The 18,840-nt window shown below is 30.2% G+C and carries 18 protein-coding genes and 1 tRNA gene; 8 read left to right on the forward strand and 11 right to left on the reverse strand.

The annotated features are described in order from the left end of the window. Positions 1-11: 11 nt before the first annotated feature. Positions 12-224, forward strand: coding sequence for a carboxypeptidase-like regulatory domain-containing protein (locus tag AC2TEO_RS09020; protein WP_442264502.1), 213 nt, complete (start codon positions 12-14; stop codon positions 222-224). Positions 225-311: 87 nt separating this feature from the next. Here the strand turns inward: AC2TEO_RS09020 and AC2TEO_RS09025 are convergent. Then, a tRNA-Pro gene (locus AC2TEO_RS09025) sits at positions 312-386 on the reverse strand. A gap of 168 nt (positions 387-554) precedes the next feature. Between AC2TEO_RS09025 and trxB the strand changes: the two genes are divergently transcribed. Next, positions 555-1,502, forward strand: a complete 948-nt coding sequence (trxB, locus tag AC2TEO_RS09030) for a thioredoxin-disulfide reductase (RefSeq protein WP_442264503.1) — start codon at positions 555-557, stop codon at positions 1,500-1,502. 54 nt (positions 1,503-1,556) lie between these two features. Here the strand turns inward: trxB and AC2TEO_RS09035 are convergent, their stop codons facing one another. The 3 genes from AC2TEO_RS09035 to AC2TEO_RS09045 are packed head-to-tail and all read right to left on the reverse strand — an operon-like array spanning position 1,557 to position 3,738. Then, entirely contained in the window at positions 1,557-2,234 is a 678-nt protein-coding gene (locus AC2TEO_RS09035) for an ABC transporter ATP-binding protein (protein WP_442264504.1), read from the reverse strand. Beyond that, the gene (locus AC2TEO_RS09040) at positions 2,221-3,150 is read right to left on the reverse strand and encodes an ABC transporter permease (RefSeq protein ID WP_442264505.1); all 930 of its coding nucleotides are present in this window, start codon (positions 3,148-3,150) and stop codon (positions 2,221-2,223) included. The genes AC2TEO_RS09035 and AC2TEO_RS09040 overlap by 14 nt, the downstream gene beginning before the upstream one ends. After that, positions 3,151-3,738, reverse strand: a complete 588-nt coding sequence (locus AC2TEO_RS09045; protein ID WP_442264506.1) for a lipoprotein signal peptidase — start codon at positions 3,736-3,738, stop codon at positions 3,151-3,153. It lies immediately after the preceding gene. Between the two features lie 124 nt (positions 3,739-3,862). Here AC2TEO_RS09045 and AC2TEO_RS09050 point away from each other — a divergent pair, with 124 nt between their 5' ends. The 3 genes from AC2TEO_RS09050 (at position 3,863) to AC2TEO_RS09060 (ending at position 6,456) form a co-directional block, all read left to right on the forward strand. Next, on the forward strand, positions 3,863-4,669 hold the full coding sequence (locus tag AC2TEO_RS09050; protein WP_442264507.1) for a helix-turn-helix domain-containing protein: 807 nt from the start codon (positions 3,863-3,865) through the stop codon (positions 4,667-4,669). An 84-nt stretch (positions 4,670-4,753) separates the two neighbouring features. Further along, positions 4,754-6,034 carry a hypothetical protein gene (locus AC2TEO_RS09055; protein WP_442264508.1) on the forward strand — a complete coding sequence of 427 codons (1,281 nt, stop codon included), beginning with the start codon at positions 4,754-4,756 and terminating at the stop codon, positions 6,032-6,034. Between the two features lie 8 nt (positions 6,035-6,042). Next, the gene (locus AC2TEO_RS09060; protein ID WP_442264509.1) at positions 6,043-6,456 is read left to right on the forward strand and encodes a thiol-disulfide oxidoreductase DCC family protein; all 414 of its coding nucleotides are present in this window, start codon (positions 6,043-6,045) and stop codon (positions 6,454-6,456) included. Between the two features lie 127 nt (positions 6,457-6,583). Here AC2TEO_RS09060 and AC2TEO_RS09065 read toward each other — a convergent pair whose 3' ends face one another. From AC2TEO_RS09065 to AC2TEO_RS09085, 5 genes are all read right to left on the reverse strand, one after another. Beyond that, positions 6,584-8,479, reverse strand: a complete 1,896-nt coding sequence (locus tag AC2TEO_RS09065; RefSeq protein WP_442264510.1) for a M61 family metallopeptidase — start codon at positions 8,477-8,479, stop codon at positions 6,584-6,586. A gap of 100 nt (positions 8,480-8,579) precedes the next feature. Next, positions 8,580-9,221: a hypothetical protein gene (locus AC2TEO_RS09070; protein WP_442264511.1), complete on the reverse strand. Its 642-nt coding sequence runs from the start codon at positions 9,219-9,221 to the stop codon at positions 8,580-8,582. A gap of 36 nt (positions 9,222-9,257) precedes the next feature. Then, positions 9,258-9,638, reverse strand: coding sequence for a TraR/DksA family transcriptional regulator (locus tag AC2TEO_RS09075; RefSeq protein WP_442264512.1), 381 nt, complete (start codon positions 9,636-9,638; stop codon positions 9,258-9,260). A gap of 4 nt (positions 9,639-9,642) precedes the next feature. After that, a complete protein-coding gene (ileS, locus tag AC2TEO_RS09080; RefSeq protein ID WP_442264513.1) occupies positions 9,643-13,050 on the reverse strand; it encodes an isoleucine--tRNA ligase in 3,408 nt (1,135 codons plus the stop codon). Positions 13,051-13,213: 163 nt separating this feature from the next. Further along, on the reverse strand, positions 13,214-13,981 hold the full coding sequence (locus tag AC2TEO_RS09085) for a TerB family tellurite resistance protein (protein WP_442264514.1): 768 nt from the start codon (positions 13,979-13,981) through the stop codon (positions 13,214-13,216). Between the two features lie 68 nt (positions 13,982-14,049). Here AC2TEO_RS09085 and AC2TEO_RS09090 point away from each other — a divergent pair, with 68 nt between their 5' ends. Beyond that, complete coding sequence (locus AC2TEO_RS09090) at positions 14,050-14,460, forward strand: BrxA/BrxB family bacilliredoxin (protein ID WP_299681283.1); 411 nt, start codon at positions 14,050-14,052, stop codon at positions 14,458-14,460. A 92-nt stretch (positions 14,461-14,552) separates the two neighbouring features. Continuing rightward, positions 14,553-15,584 carry a glycosyltransferase family 9 protein gene (locus AC2TEO_RS09095; RefSeq protein WP_442264515.1) on the forward strand — a complete coding sequence of 344 codons (1,032 nt, stop codon included), beginning with the start codon at positions 14,553-14,555 and terminating at the stop codon, positions 15,582-15,584. A 52-nt stretch (positions 15,585-15,636) separates the two neighbouring features. Here AC2TEO_RS09095 and lysM read toward each other — a convergent pair whose 3' ends face one another. After that, entirely contained in the window at positions 15,637-16,107 is a 471-nt protein-coding gene (lysM, locus tag AC2TEO_RS09100; protein WP_442264516.1) for a peptidoglycan-binding protein LysM, read from the reverse strand. A gap of 69 nt (positions 16,108-16,176) precedes the next feature. Further along, the gene (thiL, locus tag AC2TEO_RS09105) at positions 16,177-17,226 is read right to left on the reverse strand and encodes a thiamine-phosphate kinase (protein ID WP_442264517.1); all 1,050 of its coding nucleotides are present in this window, start codon (positions 17,224-17,226) and stop codon (positions 16,177-16,179) included. A 143-nt stretch (positions 17,227-17,369) separates the two neighbouring features. Here thiL and AC2TEO_RS09110 point away from each other — a divergent pair, with 143 nt between their 5' ends. After that, positions 17,370-18,839 carry a choice-of-anchor B family protein gene (locus AC2TEO_RS09110; RefSeq protein WP_442264518.1) on the forward strand — a complete coding sequence of 490 codons (1,470 nt, stop codon included), beginning with the start codon at positions 17,370-17,372 and terminating at the stop codon, positions 18,837-18,839. Position 18,840 lies beyond the last annotated feature (1 nt).

An 18,840-nucleotide genomic window follows, 5' to 3' on the forward strand; every position in this document is an offset into this window, starting at 1 on the left:
ATTTTACAACTATGAAAATTATAGCCACATTTTTAACTCTTTTTATTTATACTATTAGTTTCGCACAAACCTTTACTGGGAAAGTAATCGACAAACAAAACCAACCTATTTCATTTGCTAATATTGTAGCAAAAAACAAAACCGATAATTCTATAATTACAGGAGTAATTTCTGATGAAAATGGTGAATTTTCTATTAAAACAAAAAAGAAAATATATTCTTAGAAATTAGTTTTGTTGGGGTTTCTACTAAAAAAATAAAAAACACTGAAGATTAAAAAAATCAACAGTGTTTTTATATTTATTATGTTGTCGGGGTGGCAGGATTCGAACCTGCGACCTCCTGCTCCCAAAGCAGGCGCGATGACCGGGCTACGCTACACCCCGTTTAACGGGCGACAAATGTATAATTTTTTTTCTTAGAATACTAATTTATTCAAAGAAAAATTGAAATGTAAGATTAATTTTAATTATCGTCTAATAACAGAAATATATGTATATTGTTCTTACGCAAATAAAAAAAATATACATTTGTAGTTCTATAAAAAATACCCAATGTCAAATACTGTAGAAAGAATAAAATGTTTAATAATCGGCTCTGGGCCTGCAGGATATACTGCTGCAATTTATGCTGCTAGAGCCGACATGAAACCTGTAATGTATACAGGAATGCAAATGGGTGGTCAGTTAACAACGACCACAGAAGTAGATAATTTCCCAGGATATCCAAATGGTACTGACGGGACAGCTATGATGGAAGATTTAAAAAACCAAGCTGAGCGTTTCGGTACTGAAGTTCGTTTTGGTTTAGTAACTAAAGTTGATTTTTCTACTGAAGAAGGAGGAATTCATAAAGTTATCGTTGATGAAGCTACTGAATTAGAAGCTGAAACTGTAATTATTTCTACAGGAGCTACAGCTAAATATCTTGGTTTAGAAAGTGAACAACGTTTAATTGGTGGTGGAGTTTCTGCTTGTGCTACTTGTGATGGCTTCTTTTATAAAGGACAAGATGTTGTAGTTGTTGGAGCCGGAGATACTGCTGCTGAAGAAGCTACTTACTTATCAAACATTTGTAGTAAAGTTACTATGTTAGTTCGTAAAGATTACATGCGTGCTTCTAAAGCAATGCAACATAGAGTAAATAAAACTAAAAATATCGAAGTATTATTTAATACTGAAATTGATGAGGTTTTAGGAGATAATGTTGTTGAAGGTGTTAGAGCTATAAACAATCAAACTGGAGATAAAACAGATATTCCTGTAACTGGAGTATTTATTGCAATCGGACATACACCAAACACACAATTATTTAAAGGTGTTTTAGATATGGACGAAACTGGATATTTAATTACTAAAGGAAAAACGACTAAAACGAATATTCCTGGAGTTTTTGCCGCTGGTGATGTTCAAGATAAAGAATACAGACAAGCAGTTACAGCTGCTGGTACAGGTTGTATGGCTGCATTAGATGCTGAACGTTATTTAGGAGCTTTAGAATAGCGTTTTAAAACATAAAATTAGAAAGAGAGATTACCGAAAAAGTGATCTCTTTTTTTATTTTAAACCTAATTTATCTATCGTATTAAGAAGAGTTTTAGCTTTCATTTCATCTTCTAATTCAGTGAAATCTTCTTTCATTACTTTTTTTACAAAACTTCCTTTTTCTAATACATGGATTTCATCGCACGTTGTCGCTAAAGTTGAAAAAATATGAGACGAAATAATCACCAACTTATTCAGCTTTTTTAATTGATGAATAATTTCTGTGATGACAATATTACTTTGTATATCTACTCCATTAAAAGGTTCATCGAAAATAAAGACTTTATTTTCTTGTAAAAGAATTGCCGTTAAGGCCAATTTCTTTTTCATTCCTGTAGAATAATTAATCGCATATTTATCTAACGGTAAATCGAAAATATTACGTTTATCTATATCCTTTACGCTTACTTCTCTAGCATTTAATAACAATTGAATATATTCTCTTCCTGTGATTTTTGGAAAGAAATAAAATTCAGTTTGCAAAAAACCAATCGTGTCTTTTAAATTCGATACTGAAACAATATTCCCTTTGTAATTTTCTATTCCCGATAAACAGTTAAAAAAAGTAGTTTTACCTGCTCCATTCTCACCTACAACTCCATATACTTTGCCTTCTTCAAAATCAATATTAATATCATTTAATACTGAATTTCTTCCATATTTTTTAGATAGATTTTTAATGCTTATCATTTAAAATGGATTTTAATTTTTGAACAGATCTCTTGTAAAAATAACCAAATGTAAAAAGCACAAAAGGTGGCAAAGCTAAGCTCGCAGTAAAAATCATAGAACTAGGTAAACTCATTTTCTTAGGAAAATCAGAATACTTAGCTATAATAGCTTGAATGTAATATAAAAAACAAATCAAATTGAAAATCATCACAATGAGTATATATTCACTAAAAAAAATGGTTAAAAATATAGTAATCGGTGCACTTAAAATAACCGCATACAATACTCCTATTTTTATTTTTTTTTGAAGAAACTCTTCTGCAGAATATTTAAATGACCACACATAAAATTCATTTTCCATCTTAGAATAATATGTGATAAGTGTTATAAATAGTAGCAGTAAAGAAAATATTCCTAGATTAAAATTACCAACTTCAATTGATTTGTAAGTTAACCAATACACTATTGGAAACATGTAAAAAGTATTTCTAAAACCTATCGGAAATTCAAATGGTTTTTTTCCAAATGGTGTTGGAATAACAAAACTAGAAGAAATGTTTATTATTAATTTACTTAAGAATAATATCGCAAAGAAAACGTATACTAGAAATATGTATTCGCTTTGATAAATGAAGTATAAAACAAACGGTATACTTATTACTAAGTTTTCTGTAATTCTTAACTTGTTATATAGTTTTTTGGTGAAATTAAGTTTTAAAAAATCGTTTCGCTTTTTTTCACTCAACTTAATTAATACAGATACTAACAACAATAAATAGCTATAAGCTGCATAATCCTCTAAAGTATAAAAGATGAAATTAGAACTTAAAACAAATAAGGTAATTAAAATAGGATAAGCTAATAGAGGTGGTACTCCAAAATCATTTAAATGTCTGTTAAACATTTTTATTTGAAGTTTTAAATACCACTTCATTTATTCTTTTTTAGCCTTAGGGAAAGCTTGTTTATTAAAAATAAATAATAAAATTACACCAATAGTAATCCAACTATCTGCTCCATTAAATATCGCGTTAAAAAAGGTAAAACTTTCTCCTTGATACATTGGAAAATATAGCATATCTACCACTTTTCCGAAGAAAAAATCAGCATAACCTGTTTCTGGAAACATTGTAGCAATTGGACCTTGATGTTTTGATTCACTAAAAATTACTCCATAAAAAACAGAATCTATAATATTTCCTATAGCACCTGCAAGAATTAAAGAAATTGCGATCACTACTCCGTTATGGATTTTATTTTTTATAGTTTGTATTAACCAGTAAATAATACCAGAAACAGCAACTAATCGAAACAATGTTAAGAATAACTTTCCTGCTTTTCCTCCAAACTCAAACCCCCAGGCCATTCCATTGTTTTCAGTAAAATGAATTCTAAACCAATCTAAGCCTAATACCTTTATCTCTTCTCCTAACGAAAAGTGTGTTTTTATGTAAATCTTACTAATTTGATCTATCAATATCGCTAGAATTACGGTAAGTATCGCTATAGTTTTCTTAGACATCTTTAAAATTTAATAGCGACAAAAATAAGAAAAGTATTATGAATAAAGTAAGTAGCTTTTGGGCAAAAAACTATTTTAAGGAAAATTTATCAATATGGAAAAAATATAGTAAGTTGCTTACCTTATGATGGATATTAAAACGATAAGTCCAAGCACTAAACTTTCTAAATATATTTGCTTTTATTATGAACTCGAATTACATAATGAAAGTTACTATGCATTTCCATCTGGTAATAATGTAGTTTGTATTTTTGAAAAGGCTAATGTTAGTTATAAAGACGACTGCATTTCTATTAAAGAAGACTCCAATTACCCGAATACCTTTACTGCTTTAAATAAATATGCTAAACCTTTACAGGTTAAAACAGAAGGACTTGTTCGTGAATTTGTTATCATTTTTACACCTTTTGGTTTATCTCAGTTTACCACTAAAGATTTTTCTAATATTCCTTTTTTTCAAATTGATGATTTTAAAGATTTTTTCATTCAAAATGGTGATTTCTTTAGTCAAACTATAGAAACTAAAATCAAAATTGTAGAAGAATATTTGCTTAATAAATTAAATGAGAAAAAAGAACTAGATATTATTATTAAAGCAGTACATCTTCTTCAAGAAGAAAAATTAAATATTGATGAAATTGCTAAAGAATTACATTGCAGCTACAAAAAACTATATCGTTTATTTATAACACATTGCAGATGTTCTCCTACTATTATCAGAAATAATATTCGTTTTAGAAACGCTTTAGAAAAAATAAAAGCTAAGAATAAAGATTTTAAACTTTCCGATATTGCTTACGAACAGAAATTTTACGATCAAGCTTCTTTTAACAGGATGTTTAAAACTCAAACTGGAGTTACTCCTAATCAATTTTTTAAAGAAGTAGATGTTTTATCTAAGAAAAACATTTATTTCAAAAATCTTAAATAGTGTTAATGTCCATTTAATACAATTTTTTGTTGTTCAATAAAGATAGCTTTGAAGTTGATAAAGTTTTATCTAATTAATTAACCTATGAATAATACTTCTATAGAAACAACCCAATGGTCTATAACTGAAAAAGTATCATTTCGTTTTTTCTTTACATATTTTATCTTATTTATTTTCTTTAATAATAATGGTGCTTACCCTTTTTATGGATATATAAATCAATTTTTAAACAATTTCTTATATACATTTATCCCTTGGGTTGGAAAAACAATCTTAGGAATTAGTTATGAAATAAAAACGGGACCAAATGGTAGTGGAGATACAACATACGATTATGTTCTAATTTTTACTATTCTTTTAATTTCAATAATTACTACAATTGTTTGGTCTGTACTAGATAGAAAAAAAACAAATTACAAGAAATTATACTACTGGTTAACAGTTGCTTTAAGATTTTATGTTGGATTAATGCTAATTAACTACGGATTAGCTAAAGTTATAAAATCACAATTTCCATACCCATCATACAATCGCTTAAATCAAACATATGGAGAATCGTCTCCTATGGGGTTAGCTTGGACTTTTCTAGGATTTTCTAAAGGTTATAATTTATTTATGGGGATTGCAGAAGTGGCAGCTGTATTTTTATTATTTAGAAGAACATTAACATTTGGGCTAATTATTACTCTAGCGACAGCAGCCAATGTAATGGCAGTAAATTACTTTTATGATGTACCTGTAAAAATAATTTCAACTCATTTGGTTCTCATGTCGATATTCCTGTTGGCTCACAACTTTGAAAGTCTTTATAAGTTTTTCTTTTTTAGAAAACCTATTACACTTTCAGATATTGAAAAACCTAAATTTAAAAAAGGCATTAAAAAAACTCTTTTAGTTTTAAAAATACTTATCCTTTTTTATGCACTTCCTTTTACCTTATACTTATCTAGTCAAGGAGGAGGAGAAAGTCCTTTAAAAGGCTACTACGAAGTAAAAGAATTTAAAGTAAATGATTCAATTTACTCTGCCTCGGATACCACTAGATTTAATATTACAAAATGGAAAAGTATGTTAATTGAATCTAAACGATGGATGAAAATAAAAAAAGCAAATGATAAAAGTAATTGGTACAATATAAGACTGAATGAAAAAGAAAATAAGCTAATACTTTCAAAATATATGGATTCTACTGAAGTTTATAATCTAAGATATAAAGAAATAGATACAGCGAATTTTATTGTAAGAGGCTCTTTAAAATCTGATTCAATATATATTAAATTCAATAAAACTAAAGACTATAGAAAAAACTATCTTTTAACTAATAGAGGTTTTCACTGGATTAATGAAAGACCTTTTAATAGATAATAATCAGAATGAATATTCCTAAAAATAAATATTTAATTCTTTTTGATGGAGATTGTAATTTGTGTAATTCTAGTGTACAATTCGTTCTAAAACACGATAAAAAAAATCAATTTGTTTTTACTTCATTACAAGGAAAAACAGGAAAAAAAATTATTGATAATTTTAATATAGACACTAATAGAATAGATTCTATTTTATTATTTACTCCAGATGAAAATTTATTTTATAAATCGACTGCAGCGTTAAAAATAGCTTATCGCTTAAAGTTTCCTATACATCTTATAACTATCTTTTTTATTCTACCTAAATTCATTAGAGATGTTATATATGATTTTATTGCCAAAAACAGATACAAATGGTTTGGCAAAAGGGAATCTTGTTATATACCAACACCAGAATTATCAATCAAATTTCTGGACTAACCCAACTTAGTTACACTAACCAAAAGAAAGGTCATTAATACAATGTATTTTTGACCTTTCTATTTTAAAAAAGATCAATACGTTTAATTACATATTGATCTTTTTACAACTATAAAAGCTTATTATCTTACCCTTTTAACCAAGCATTTAATAAATTTTTCTGTTTTTGAGTAGCATCTGGTTTAACTCCTAAACTTTTACCCATCGTATACGATTGAGTCAATTTCGTTTTTATAACGATTTCTTTTCCTGCTCTTTCTAACTTCACTTCTACATCTGTTCCAGGTTGCCATCCGAATAATCCTCCAATTACTTGTCTTGCATTTTCTCTTGTTAAAGCAGTACCGTTAATTACTTTAATTGCATCTCCTGGTAAAGCTCCGTTTTCAGCCCAAAAACTATTGGCTTTTACAGCTTCTGTAAAAATAATATTTCCTGTAGCTTGATCTCCACGTAAAATAAATGCTCCTCCATTTCTTACATAATCTGTTTCAATTTTGCGTTCTGCAACACCTACTCCAACTTTTTCAAAGAAAGAATTATAATCTATAGGAGTTCCTCCAACAACATGAGTATTTAAAAATTCTCCGATAGAAGGATATGTCATTGCCGTAATTTCTTCAATTAATTTATCATCTTCAAAAGGTTGATTTTTACCATATTTATTCGATAATTCTTTCATTAAAGAAAGGATTCCTCTTTCTCCATTGCTCTCTTCACGCATTAAAATATCAATACACATACCAATTAAAGCTCCTTTTTGGTATACGTTTATATATTGATCGTGATATTCTTTCTCTAAAATATTTTCACTCATTTTAGTAAAACTCATAGCGTCGTTCATACGAGAAGCACTATTAATTTTACCCATAATTTTTGAAAAGAATTCATCTTCTTTTACTAAACCTTTATTTACTTGGAAATGTGTTGCAAAATATTCTGTTACTCCCTCGTACATCCATAAATGTTTAGAGAACGTTGGCTGATCATAATCAAAATAATGAACATCTTCAGAATGAACACTTAAAGGAGTTACAATATGGAAAAATTCGTGAGAAACTACATCTATCATCGATTGTGCTAATCTAGCATCATCCATAACTTCTGGTAATACAACTACTGTAGATGTGTGATGCTCTAAAGCTCCAAAACCTTTAGGAGAACCTTCATTTTGCCCTGCTAAGTATAAATAAATATCATATCTAGGTGTACTATTAACACTACCTAAATAAGATTTCTGCGCTTGCATCATTTTTTCCATTACTGCTTTAATTTTTTTCGCAGAATGCTTTTTAGTTGGAGAGTATACACTTAAAACGATTTTAATATCTCCTACATTAAATTCTTCTACATCTAATTCTCCATAGAACATAGGATTATCTGTAATATCAAAATAACGAGGAGCTAAAAAACTAGTTGTCACAGTAGCTCCATCTTCACTTGTTTTCGTTCCCACTTCTTGTAATGCAGAAGTTCTTTTAAACTTTGAAGGAGCAATTACATCTAATTTGTATTGATTCTTTTTTAAAACATCGAAATACCCAATAAATCCATGTAGATTTAAAACATAGTTTGTTTCTTCGATATTAGTTCCTGATGGTGAAAAAGGAACTTCTTCTCCTATTCCTCCTACTTTTTCTTGATCGAAAGTATCATTTACAGCATATGAAACTTTATCTAATTGAGTAGCACTGGTAATTTCCCAAGTATTTTCATCGAGCTTTTGAACTGGCAAAACTTCTCCATTATAATCAAACGCTTTAAAATCGTCTACATATTTACCAAAATTACTCACAGAATAAGTTCCTTGAACAACTCTAGGCAGTCTATAGGTTACTTTTTCAGTAGTGAATCTTCCTGGATTAATAACTACAGGAACCTGATCATTTTTTACGTTTGTTAAATCTATACTAGATTCTATGGGATTATTAACTGCAGAATCATCTTTCTTTAGAGACTTAGTAGAATTACAACCTACTAATAACAATCCTGCTGCAACAGCAGTTAATGTATTTTTGTTCATTCGTATTTGTTTTTTTATGGTCTTTTATTAGTTTACAAAAATTGCATTCTGTTACGAATTCACAATAATATTTAACTTTTTTTATGAAAATAATTCGAAACTATAATTGATTCAAAAAGATATTTGCTCTGATAGATGAAATTGTAATTTGTTTTTTAAAGTTTCTATTTCTTTGAAGAAAAGGCGAAATTTTTAAACTATCATTACATTTTATTTTACCCCTATTTGTTGTGATATTAAAGTTTGATTTATTTGAAGAAAAGTATACATTTCCTTGAAATAGCTTTAAGTTTAAACTACGTTTTACTTCATTTAAATTGATATATCCTTTCTCAATGAAAATATTTAAATCACCATTAAAATTTTCAGAAACAACATCTACATTTTCTCCAATAACAGTTATGCTTTTATTTTCTGGGATCTTAATTAATACAGATGCTCTATTAACTCTTTTCGTTATATATTTTCTGAAAACATTATTTGATAATGAACTTACTTTAAAATTTATTTTTAAAAAACTTTCAAACTCTTTTACAATAACATCATAAAGCTGTTCAGATTGACTCAATACATGAATTTCTAATTCATTAGTCTCTGAATTTTGAATTTTCACTTCATCTAATGCTTTAACATTAACCTCTATTTCATTTAAAGGCGAAACAAAACTTTTAAAAGAACTATTTTGACCCCAAATTGCAAACTGAGAGATGAGTGTTATAATTAAAGTATTGTAATATTTCATAAAATAAAAAAGCTCCCTAAAAAGGAAGCTTTTTGCTTATTGTTTTCTTTTGGCCTCAATACTTAAGGTTGCATGAGGTACTAATTTCAATCTTTCTTTCTGAATAAGTTTACCTGTAACTCTACACACTCCGTATGTTTTGTTTTCAATACGAATTAAAGCGTTTTTTAAATCACGTATAAACTTTTCTTGACGAATAGCTAATTGCATATTACGCTCTTTAGCCATAGTCTCTGTTCCTTCTTCAAACGACTTAAATGTCGGTGAAGTATCATCCGTTCCATTTCCTGCACTATTTTCGTAAGACGATTTTAATAACTCTAAATCCTCTTCGGCTCGCTGCATTTTCTTTAGAATGATTTCTTTGAATTCTTGTAGGTCACTATCAGAGTACCTTACTTTAACATCTTCTGCCATACTACTATGCTTTTTCGATTAACATCTTACTTTTAATGGTATCAAACTCAATATCTGTACCATTCTCAATAGCATCAACAAAAACCAACTCATTGGTTAGTGTTTCTGTTTTTATGTAATTTTCATTAGCTAACACAGATTGTTGTAACTCTTCTAAATTTAAAAACGTTAAATTGATTTTATCAGTTACTTCAAAACCTGAATCTTTACGTGCATTTTGAATTCTATTTACAAGTTCTCTTGCAATTCCTTCTTTTCGTAATTCATCTGTAATTGTAACATCTAACGCAACTGTTAAACCACCAGCATTTGCCACTAGCCAACCTTCTATGTCTTTTGATGAAATTTCTACATCAGCCGTTTCTAATGTAATCATTTTTCCGCTAATTTCAATAGAAATTTGACCATCTTTTTCTAACTGAGTAATGTACTCCTGCGTAAAAGACTGAATCTCAGAAGCAACAGATTTCATGTCTTTTCCAAATTTTGGACCTAAGGCTTTAAAATTTGGTTTTATTTGTTTTACTAAAATACCTGAAGCATCATCTAAAAGCTCTATTTCTTTTACATTTACTTCCGATTTTATTAAATCTGAAACAGCTAAGATTTCTTCTTTTTGAGTATCATCTAAAACAGGAATCATGATTCTTTGTAATGGTTGACGAACTTTTATTTTTTCTTTAGCTCTTAAAGAAAGTACTAAAGATGATATTGTTTGTGCGTTTTCCATTTTACGCTCTAACGATTTATCAACTAAAGCTTCATTGAATTTTGGAAACTCTGCTAAATGAACACTTTCGAAAGATTCTTTACCTGTTGCTGCATTTAAATCTTTATATAAACGATCCATAAAAAAAGGTGCTACCGGTGCTCCTAACTTAGCTACAGTTTCCATACATGTATATAAAGTTTGGTAAGCAGAAACTTTATCTTGAGCATATTCTCCTTTCCAAAAACGTCTTCTACATAAACGAACGTACCAGTTACTTAAGTGGTCTTGTACAAAATCTGAGACAGCTCTTGTTGCTCTTGTTGGCTCATATTCTGCATAAAATTTATCAACTTTAGCAACTAAACTATTCAGTTCAGAAAGAATCCAGCGATCAATTTCTGGACGTTCTGCTAAAGGAATTTCAGCCTCTGCATAAGTAAATCCATCAATATTAGCATATAAACTAAAGAATGAATATGTGTTGTATAATGTTCCAAAGAATTTACGTTTTACCTCTTCAATTCCAGCGATATCAAACTTTAAATTATCCCAAGGATTTGCATTTGAAATCATGTACCAACGCGTTGCATCTGGCCCGTGTTCTGCTAATGTTGTAAACGGATCGACAGCATTTCCTAAACGTTTCGACATTTTTTGTCCGTTTTTATCTAAAACTAAACCATTAGAAACTACATTTTTATACGCTACAGAATCGAAAACCATTGTTCCAATTGCATGTAATGTATAGAACCATCCACGAGTTTGATCTACTCCTTCTGCAATAAAGTTTGCTGGATAGCTTTCTTTATTATCAATTAATTCTGCGTTTTCAAATGGATAGTGCCATTGTGCATAAGGCATTGAACCAGAATCGAACCAAACATCAATTAAATCACTTTCGCGTTGCATTGGTTTTCCTGAAGCTGAAACTAATACAATTTTATCAACTACATTTTTATGTAAATCGACTTTATCATAGTTTTCTTCAGACATATTACCAACTTCAAACTCAGCAAAAATATCTGAATCCATAACTCCAGCTTCAACAGCTTTTGCTATTTCTGATTTTAATTCTTCTAAAGAACCTATACAAATTTGTTCTGTTCCGTCTTCAGTTCTCCATATTGGTAATGGAATTCCCCAGAAACGAGAACGTGATAAATTCCAATCGTTTGCGTTCTTTAACCAATTTCCAAAACGACCTTCACCAGTTGATTTTGGTTTCCAATTAATCGTTTCATTTAAATCGAACATACGATCCTTTTTATTGGTTACTTTTATAAACCAAGAATCTAATGGATAATATAAAACTGGCTTATCAGTTCTCCAACAATGCGGATAACTGTGTACATATTTCTCAACCTTAAAGGCTTTATTTTCTGTTTTTAGTTTAATCGCGATTTCAACATCGATTGATTTTTCAGGAGCATCTTCATCTGTGTAATATTCATTCTTCACATATTTACCCCCAAATTCTTTCAATTCTGGTCTGAAACGTCCTTGTAAATCTACTAAAGGAACCGCGTTTCCATTTTCATCTAAAACTAATAATGGTGGAACTTCTGGAACAGCTTGTTTTGCTACGAAAGCATCATCTGCACCAAAAGTTGGCGCAGTGTGAACAATTCCTGTTCCATCTTCCGTAGTTACAAAATCTCCTCCAATAACTCGGAATGCATTTTCTGCATTTTCATATGGCAATACATAATCGATTAATTGCTCATATTTGATATTGATTAAATCAGCTCCTTTGAATTCTTTAACTACATAAAAAGGAATTTGTTTATCTCCTTCTTTATACGTTATTAAATCTGATTTCGCTTCAACTTTATTAAACTTTTTACCTGCAAATTGTTTTGATACTAAATTTTTAGCCAATACAACATTTATAGGTTCAAACGTATATTGATTATATGTTTCTACCAAAACATAATCAATCTTTGGCCCAACTGTTAAAGCTGTGTTACTTGGTAACGTCCAAGGAGTTGTGGTCCAAGCTAAGAAATAAATTGTTCCTTCATTCTGTAAGAAATCTGGTAACGTTTCTTCAACTGCTTTGAACTGCGCAACTACAGTAGTATCGGTTACATCACGATAACACCCTGGTTGATTTAATTCATGTGAACTTAATCCTGTACCTGCTTTTGGCGAATACGGTTGAATTGTATATCCTTTATAAATTAAACCTTTATTATACATCTGTTTTAGTAACCACCAAACAGATTCCATGTATTTTGGTTTATAGGTAATATACGGATCTTCCATATCAACCCAATATCCCATTTTATGAGTAAGATCATTCCAGATATCTGTATAACGCATTACTGCTTTTTTACAAGCTTCGTTGTATTCTTCAACTGTAATTTTACTTCCAATATCTTCTTTGGTGATCCCTAACTCTTTTTCGACTCCAAGTTCAACCGGTAAACCATGTGTATCCCAACCTGCTTTACGCTTCACTTGATATCCTTTTTGCGTTTTATAACGGCAAAAAATATCTTTAATAGAACGTGCCATTACATGGTGAATTCCAGGTAATCCGTTTGCTGAAGGCGGACCTTCGAAAAACACGAATGGTTCATTTCCTTCACGAGTTGTAACACTTTTCTCAAAGATGTTATTTTCCTCCCAATAGTTTAAGATTTCTTCTGCTACTTTAGGTAGGTTTAATCCTTTGTATTCAGTAAAATTCTTACTCATTTTTTCGTTCTATATATTGAATTTGCGAAATTACATATTTTATTGTAATTCTAATCTTTAACAAAAGAAAAACGCTCCTAGAAAGGAACGTTTTTTTCATATTTATATTTTTTCTTTAAAATTGCCTAAAAATCTCTATCTACTTGATCTTTTCAAAGGGTATTTATGACATATTTCTTTCATTTTTGATACTCTCATAAGCATTTTGAATACTCTGGAATTTTTCTTTAGCTCCTTTTTTATGTTCTTCTCCTACATCTTGTAAACGATCTGGATGATATTTTTTCGCCATTCTTCGATAGGCTTTTTTCACTTCATCATCAGAGGCTTCTTTTTCAATTTCTAAAATTCGATACGCACTATCAACTTCATTATAAAACATTGCTTTTATCGAATCATAATCTGCGTCATTAATGTATAAATACCCAGAAATTTTATGAATTGCTTCTTCTTCTGAAGCAGCTACCATTCCATCTGCTTTTGCTATTCCAAATAAAAAGTGAATTAGTTGTAATCTTGAAGAATGAGACATGTGTTCACGAATTTGGATACAGACTTGCCTTGTAGAAACATCTTTCTTTATAATTCCATTAAATAATTTGAATGCATTATTTGCTCTTTCTTTACCATATAAATTGATAAAATGCAGACGAACATAATCTAATTCCGTTTTATCAATTTTTCCATCAGCTTTAATAACAATAGAAGCTAAAATCAGCAAACTAATTTCAAAATCTCCAGCTGTTGTATGCTTTACACTTGACCTTTCTTTTTTTCCTATAGTTTTTTTGTAATCTTCTTGCTCACTAGTAAAATCTTCAATTTTCACTCCATCTAACATTGTTCCAATCGCATAACCTATTATTGCACCAATAGGACCACCAAAAGTAAATCCCAGTCCAGCTCCTAGCCATTTTGTAAATTTTCCCATCTCTATTCTTTTGAATGTCAAATATAATGAGATTATAAGTATCTTTGTACCTCTAAAAATAAATAATTATGTATCCAGAAGAATTAGTAAAACCTATGCGTGATCAGTTAATTGATGCTGGGTTTACTGCATTATATACTGCAGAAGATGTTGATACTGCATTAACAAAAGAGGGAACTACTTTAGTAATGGTTAATTCTGTATGTGGTTGTGCAGCCGGAACTGCTAGACCAGGAGCTATTGCTTCTTTAGGAGCAGATAAAACTCCAACAAACTTAACTACAGTTTTTGCTGGTGTAGAGAAAGAATCTACAGCTAAGGCACGTGAATATATGATTCCTTTTCCTCCTTCATCTCCGGCTATCGCTTTATTTAAAGACGGGAAATTAGTTCACATGTTAGAAAGACATCACATTGAAGGTCGTTCTGCTCAAATGATTGCACAAAATTTAGCACAAGCTTATGATGAATTCTGTTAATTTACAGCATTTATAAAAGTTTTAAAATATAATCCACTCGCTGAGTGGATTTTTTTATGCGTACTTTTGAACCTTAATTTAATTCTCGTTTCTTGAAGAAAAAAAAACATATTATTGTTTTCAGATTATCTGCAATGGGAGATGTTGCTATGACGGTTCCAGTCATAAAAGCTTTAATCCAACAAAACCCTGATGTAAAAATCACAGTAGTTTCAAAAAAGTTTTTAGCTCCTTTATTTGAAAGCATAGAAAATGTGAACTTTTTCACTGCAGAAGTTGATGGAAGGCATAAGGGTTTTTTCGGATTAGTAAGATTATATAAAGATCTTAAAAAACTTAAACCAACTCATTTTGCCGATCTTCATAATGTACTACGTTCTAAAATAGTTAGGTTTTTATTCTCTATGTTTAGCGCCATAAAAATTTCTCAAATTGACAAAGGAAGAAAAGAAAAGAAAGCGTTAACATCAAAGACCAATAAAATTTTTAAGCAACTAAAAAATTCGCATCAACGTTATGCTGATGTTTTAAAACAATTAGGTTTCTCAGTAGATTTAACTTACATAAAACTAGAACAATTCCCGTTAAATTCTGATAACATTTCTAAACTAGGAAACAAGATAAAACCTTGGGTTGGAATTGCTCCTTTTGCTGCTTTTGATTCAAAAACATATCCGCTAGATTTATTAGAATTAGTAATAGCAAGTTTAGCTAAACACAATATTCAAATTTTATTATTCGGAGGTAAAAATAATCAATTGATCTTAGAACAGATTGAAAACAAGTTTGACAATACAAAATCTTTAGCTGCTAAGTTAGGCGGCTTACAGAACGAATTAAATGTGATTGAAAACTTAGACGTAATGTTGTCTATGGATAGTGGAAATGCACATTTAGCTGCAATGAAAAACGTAAAAACAATTACTTTATGGGGAAATACACATCCATTTGCTGGGTTTGCTCCTTTTAATCAACCAAAAGACTTTTGCATCTTACCTAATTTAGATAAATACCCATTGTTACCTTGTTCTATATACGGCAATAAAACTTTTGAAGGTTATGAAGATGTAATGAGAAGTATTTCGCCAGAAAAAATATCAGAAAAAATCCTATCATTATTATAAAAAAAGCATCACAATATGTGATGCTTTTCTTTTTTGGTTATGTAACTTTTGGTTAGTCCACTAAAGGTGGAATTCTTAATACTTGTCCAGGATAAATCTTATCTGGATGTTCCAACATTGGCTTGTTAGCTTCAAATATTACAGGATACTTCATTGCATCGCCATAAAAAGTTTTTGCAATTTTACCTAAAGTATCACCACTTACCACTGTGTGGAATTGTGCCATTTCTTCTTCAGCGACTTCTTCAACCTCAGCCACAGTCATATTATCTTCTACAGTTGCAATACCTTCTGTATTGCCAACGACTAATACTACTTTTTCTTTTGTTGCTAAGTCTGCAGCCTCACCACTAATTGTTGCTTTATCATCATCAACGCTAACTGCTAAATCTGCAACAGACAATTCTAAAGCATTAACAGCATCAATTAACTTATTTGCTTTTTCTGCCGCTTCTTCTTCTGTTGTTTTACCAATTCCGAAAACTTTAGCTCCGGCATTTTTAATAAATGAAAATAAACCCATTTCTTTTAATTTTTTGTTATTGTTAAATATTTATTTGTTTAACAATATACAAATTTTATACCATAAATATTATCCTTCCTGATTAAAAGAATTCCAACCCTGAGCCTTTAATTTAATTGACTGATTTCCACGTGTAATTAAATTCAAACCTTCATTTTTTTCAGTAATATGACCTATTACAGATAAGTTTGGATTCCCTTTAATTTTATCAAAATCCTTTATTGGAACGGTAAATAACAACTCATAATCTTCACCTCCACTTAAAGCAACAGTTGTAGAATCTAAATCAAACTCTTCACATGTAGAAATTACTTGTGGATCTAATGGTAATTTTTCTTCATAAACATTACAACCAACTTTACTTTGCGTACATATATGAATTAACTCTGATGATAATCCATCTGAAACATCGATCATTGACGTTGGTTTAACCTCCAACTCTTTCAATAATTTAGGAATATCTTTTCTTGCTTCAGGTTTTAATTGTCTTTCTATTATGTAAGAATACTCTTGAAGATCTGGTTGATTTTGAGGATTTACCTTAAAAACTTCCTTCTCTCGCTCTAGAACTTGTAATCCTAAATAAGCTCCACCAATATCTCCTGATAAAACAATAAGGTCTGTAGGTTTTGCTCCATTACGGTAAGCTATTTCCTCCTTTTTAGCTGAACCAATAGCTGTAATAGAAATTATCATTCCTTTGGTAGACGACGTTGTGTCTCCTCCTATTAAATCAATTTTATAAGTATCACAAGCCAATTGAATTCCTGCATATAACTCTTCAATTGCTTCTAAAGGGAAACGATTAGAAACTGCAATTGAAACAGTTATTTGTTCTGCTTCTGCATTCATAGCATAAACATCAGAAATATTTACCATTACAGCTTTATACCCTAAATGTTTTAAAGGCATATAACTTAAGTCGAAATGCACTCCTTCTACTAGAAAATCTGTTGTAATTAAAGTTTCATTATCATGAGAAATAACAGCACAATCATCACCTATTCCTTTTACTGTAGTTTCGTGATTTATTTTAAAAAATTGAGTTAAATGATCTATCAAGCCAAACTCTCCTAATTCAGCTAATGAAGTTCTTTGTTTATTCTTATCTTCCAACATGTTGGCAAAGATACTATTAGATTTAGGAATCAAATACTACAAAACGATAATTAAAATGAAAAAAAATTGAAAGTATGTTAGGGATTTTACATTTTTAACTGTTTAATTTTAGAATTAACTTACCAAATTTCATAAATTTGTTTATGACTCTTAATAAAATCTATATTGAAAAAAAATTACTATCAGCCTTAATTCTGACTATAATTTTTAACCTCGCTCTATTTTCACAAACACCTTGTTCTGGTGGTTTTGCGGGTTCATATCCATGTAAAGATTACGATTTAATGTCCATTGTTTCTAAACAAACACTTTCCGGTTCTACAACAGCCGAAGGAAGTGATGTATGGGGCTGGACAGATCCTTCTAACGGTAAAGAATATGCCATAGCAGCCATGACAAACAGCACTGCTTTTGTTGACATTTCCGATCCGTTAAATCCAATTTTTTTAGGTCGATTAAACACTAACGCAGGATCTAATTTCTGGAGAGATGTTAAAGTATATAATAATTTTGCTTTCATCGTTGCTGATAACGTGGGGTCCCATGGCGTTCAAGTTTTCGATTTAACTAAGCTAAGAAATGTAACTTCTCCTCCTACAACTTTTACTGCAGACACTGTTTATAACGGTGTTGGGAGCTGCCATAACATTGTCATTAATGAAGATAAAGCCGTGGCTTATTTAGTTGGCTGTAGAGCAAATAATGGAGGCGGACCTATTTTTCTAGATATATCAGATCCTTTAAACCCTACTTCTTTAGGAGATTACAGAACAGCAGGTTATTCTCACGATGCGCAAGTAATCACATATAGTGGACCAGATTCAGAACATGTCGGTAAAGAAATTTACATTGGTAGCAATGAAACAGAAGTTGTAATCTTAGATGTGACCAATAAAAATAATGTAGTTGAATTAGCAACAGTTGATTATCCTCAAATAGGATACACACATCAAGGGTGGTTTACGGAAGATCAACGTTACTTCATACTTGGAGATGAAACAGATGAAAGAGATTTAGGTTTAAATACAAGGACTTTAGTCTTTGATTTAAGTGATTTAGATAGCCCTAGACTTTCATCAACTTACACCGGATCAACAAAAGCAATAGATCATAATGGATATGTAAAAGGAAACGAATATTTTATGGCAAGTTATACTGCTGGTATGCGCGTTTTAGATATAACAAACATTGCTGCAACTGCTGGATCAATGTCTGAAACAGCATTTTTCGATACTTTTCCCAGTAATAATGCAACTGCTTTTAATGGCGCTTGGAGTGTTTATCCGTATTTCCCTAGTGGAAACATTATAATTAATGATATTAACAGCGGATTATTTATTGTAAGAAAAAGCGGAACATTATCCACAAACCCTATTACTAAAGCTAAAAACAGTTTTATCATAACTCCAAACCCAACTAGTTTGGATCCAAAAGTAATTTCTAGCGATAAACCTATAACTTCAATTGAAGTATTCAATATTTTAGGAAAAAGAGTGTTTCAGAAGAAAAATATTAACCAAAAAAACTATACCATCCCTTTATCAAGTCAATCGAGCGGTATATATATCGTAAAGATCAACAATACTATTGGTAAAAAATTAATTTTGAGATAAG

This window comes from Tenacibaculum aquaeponti, assembly GCF_057221555.1.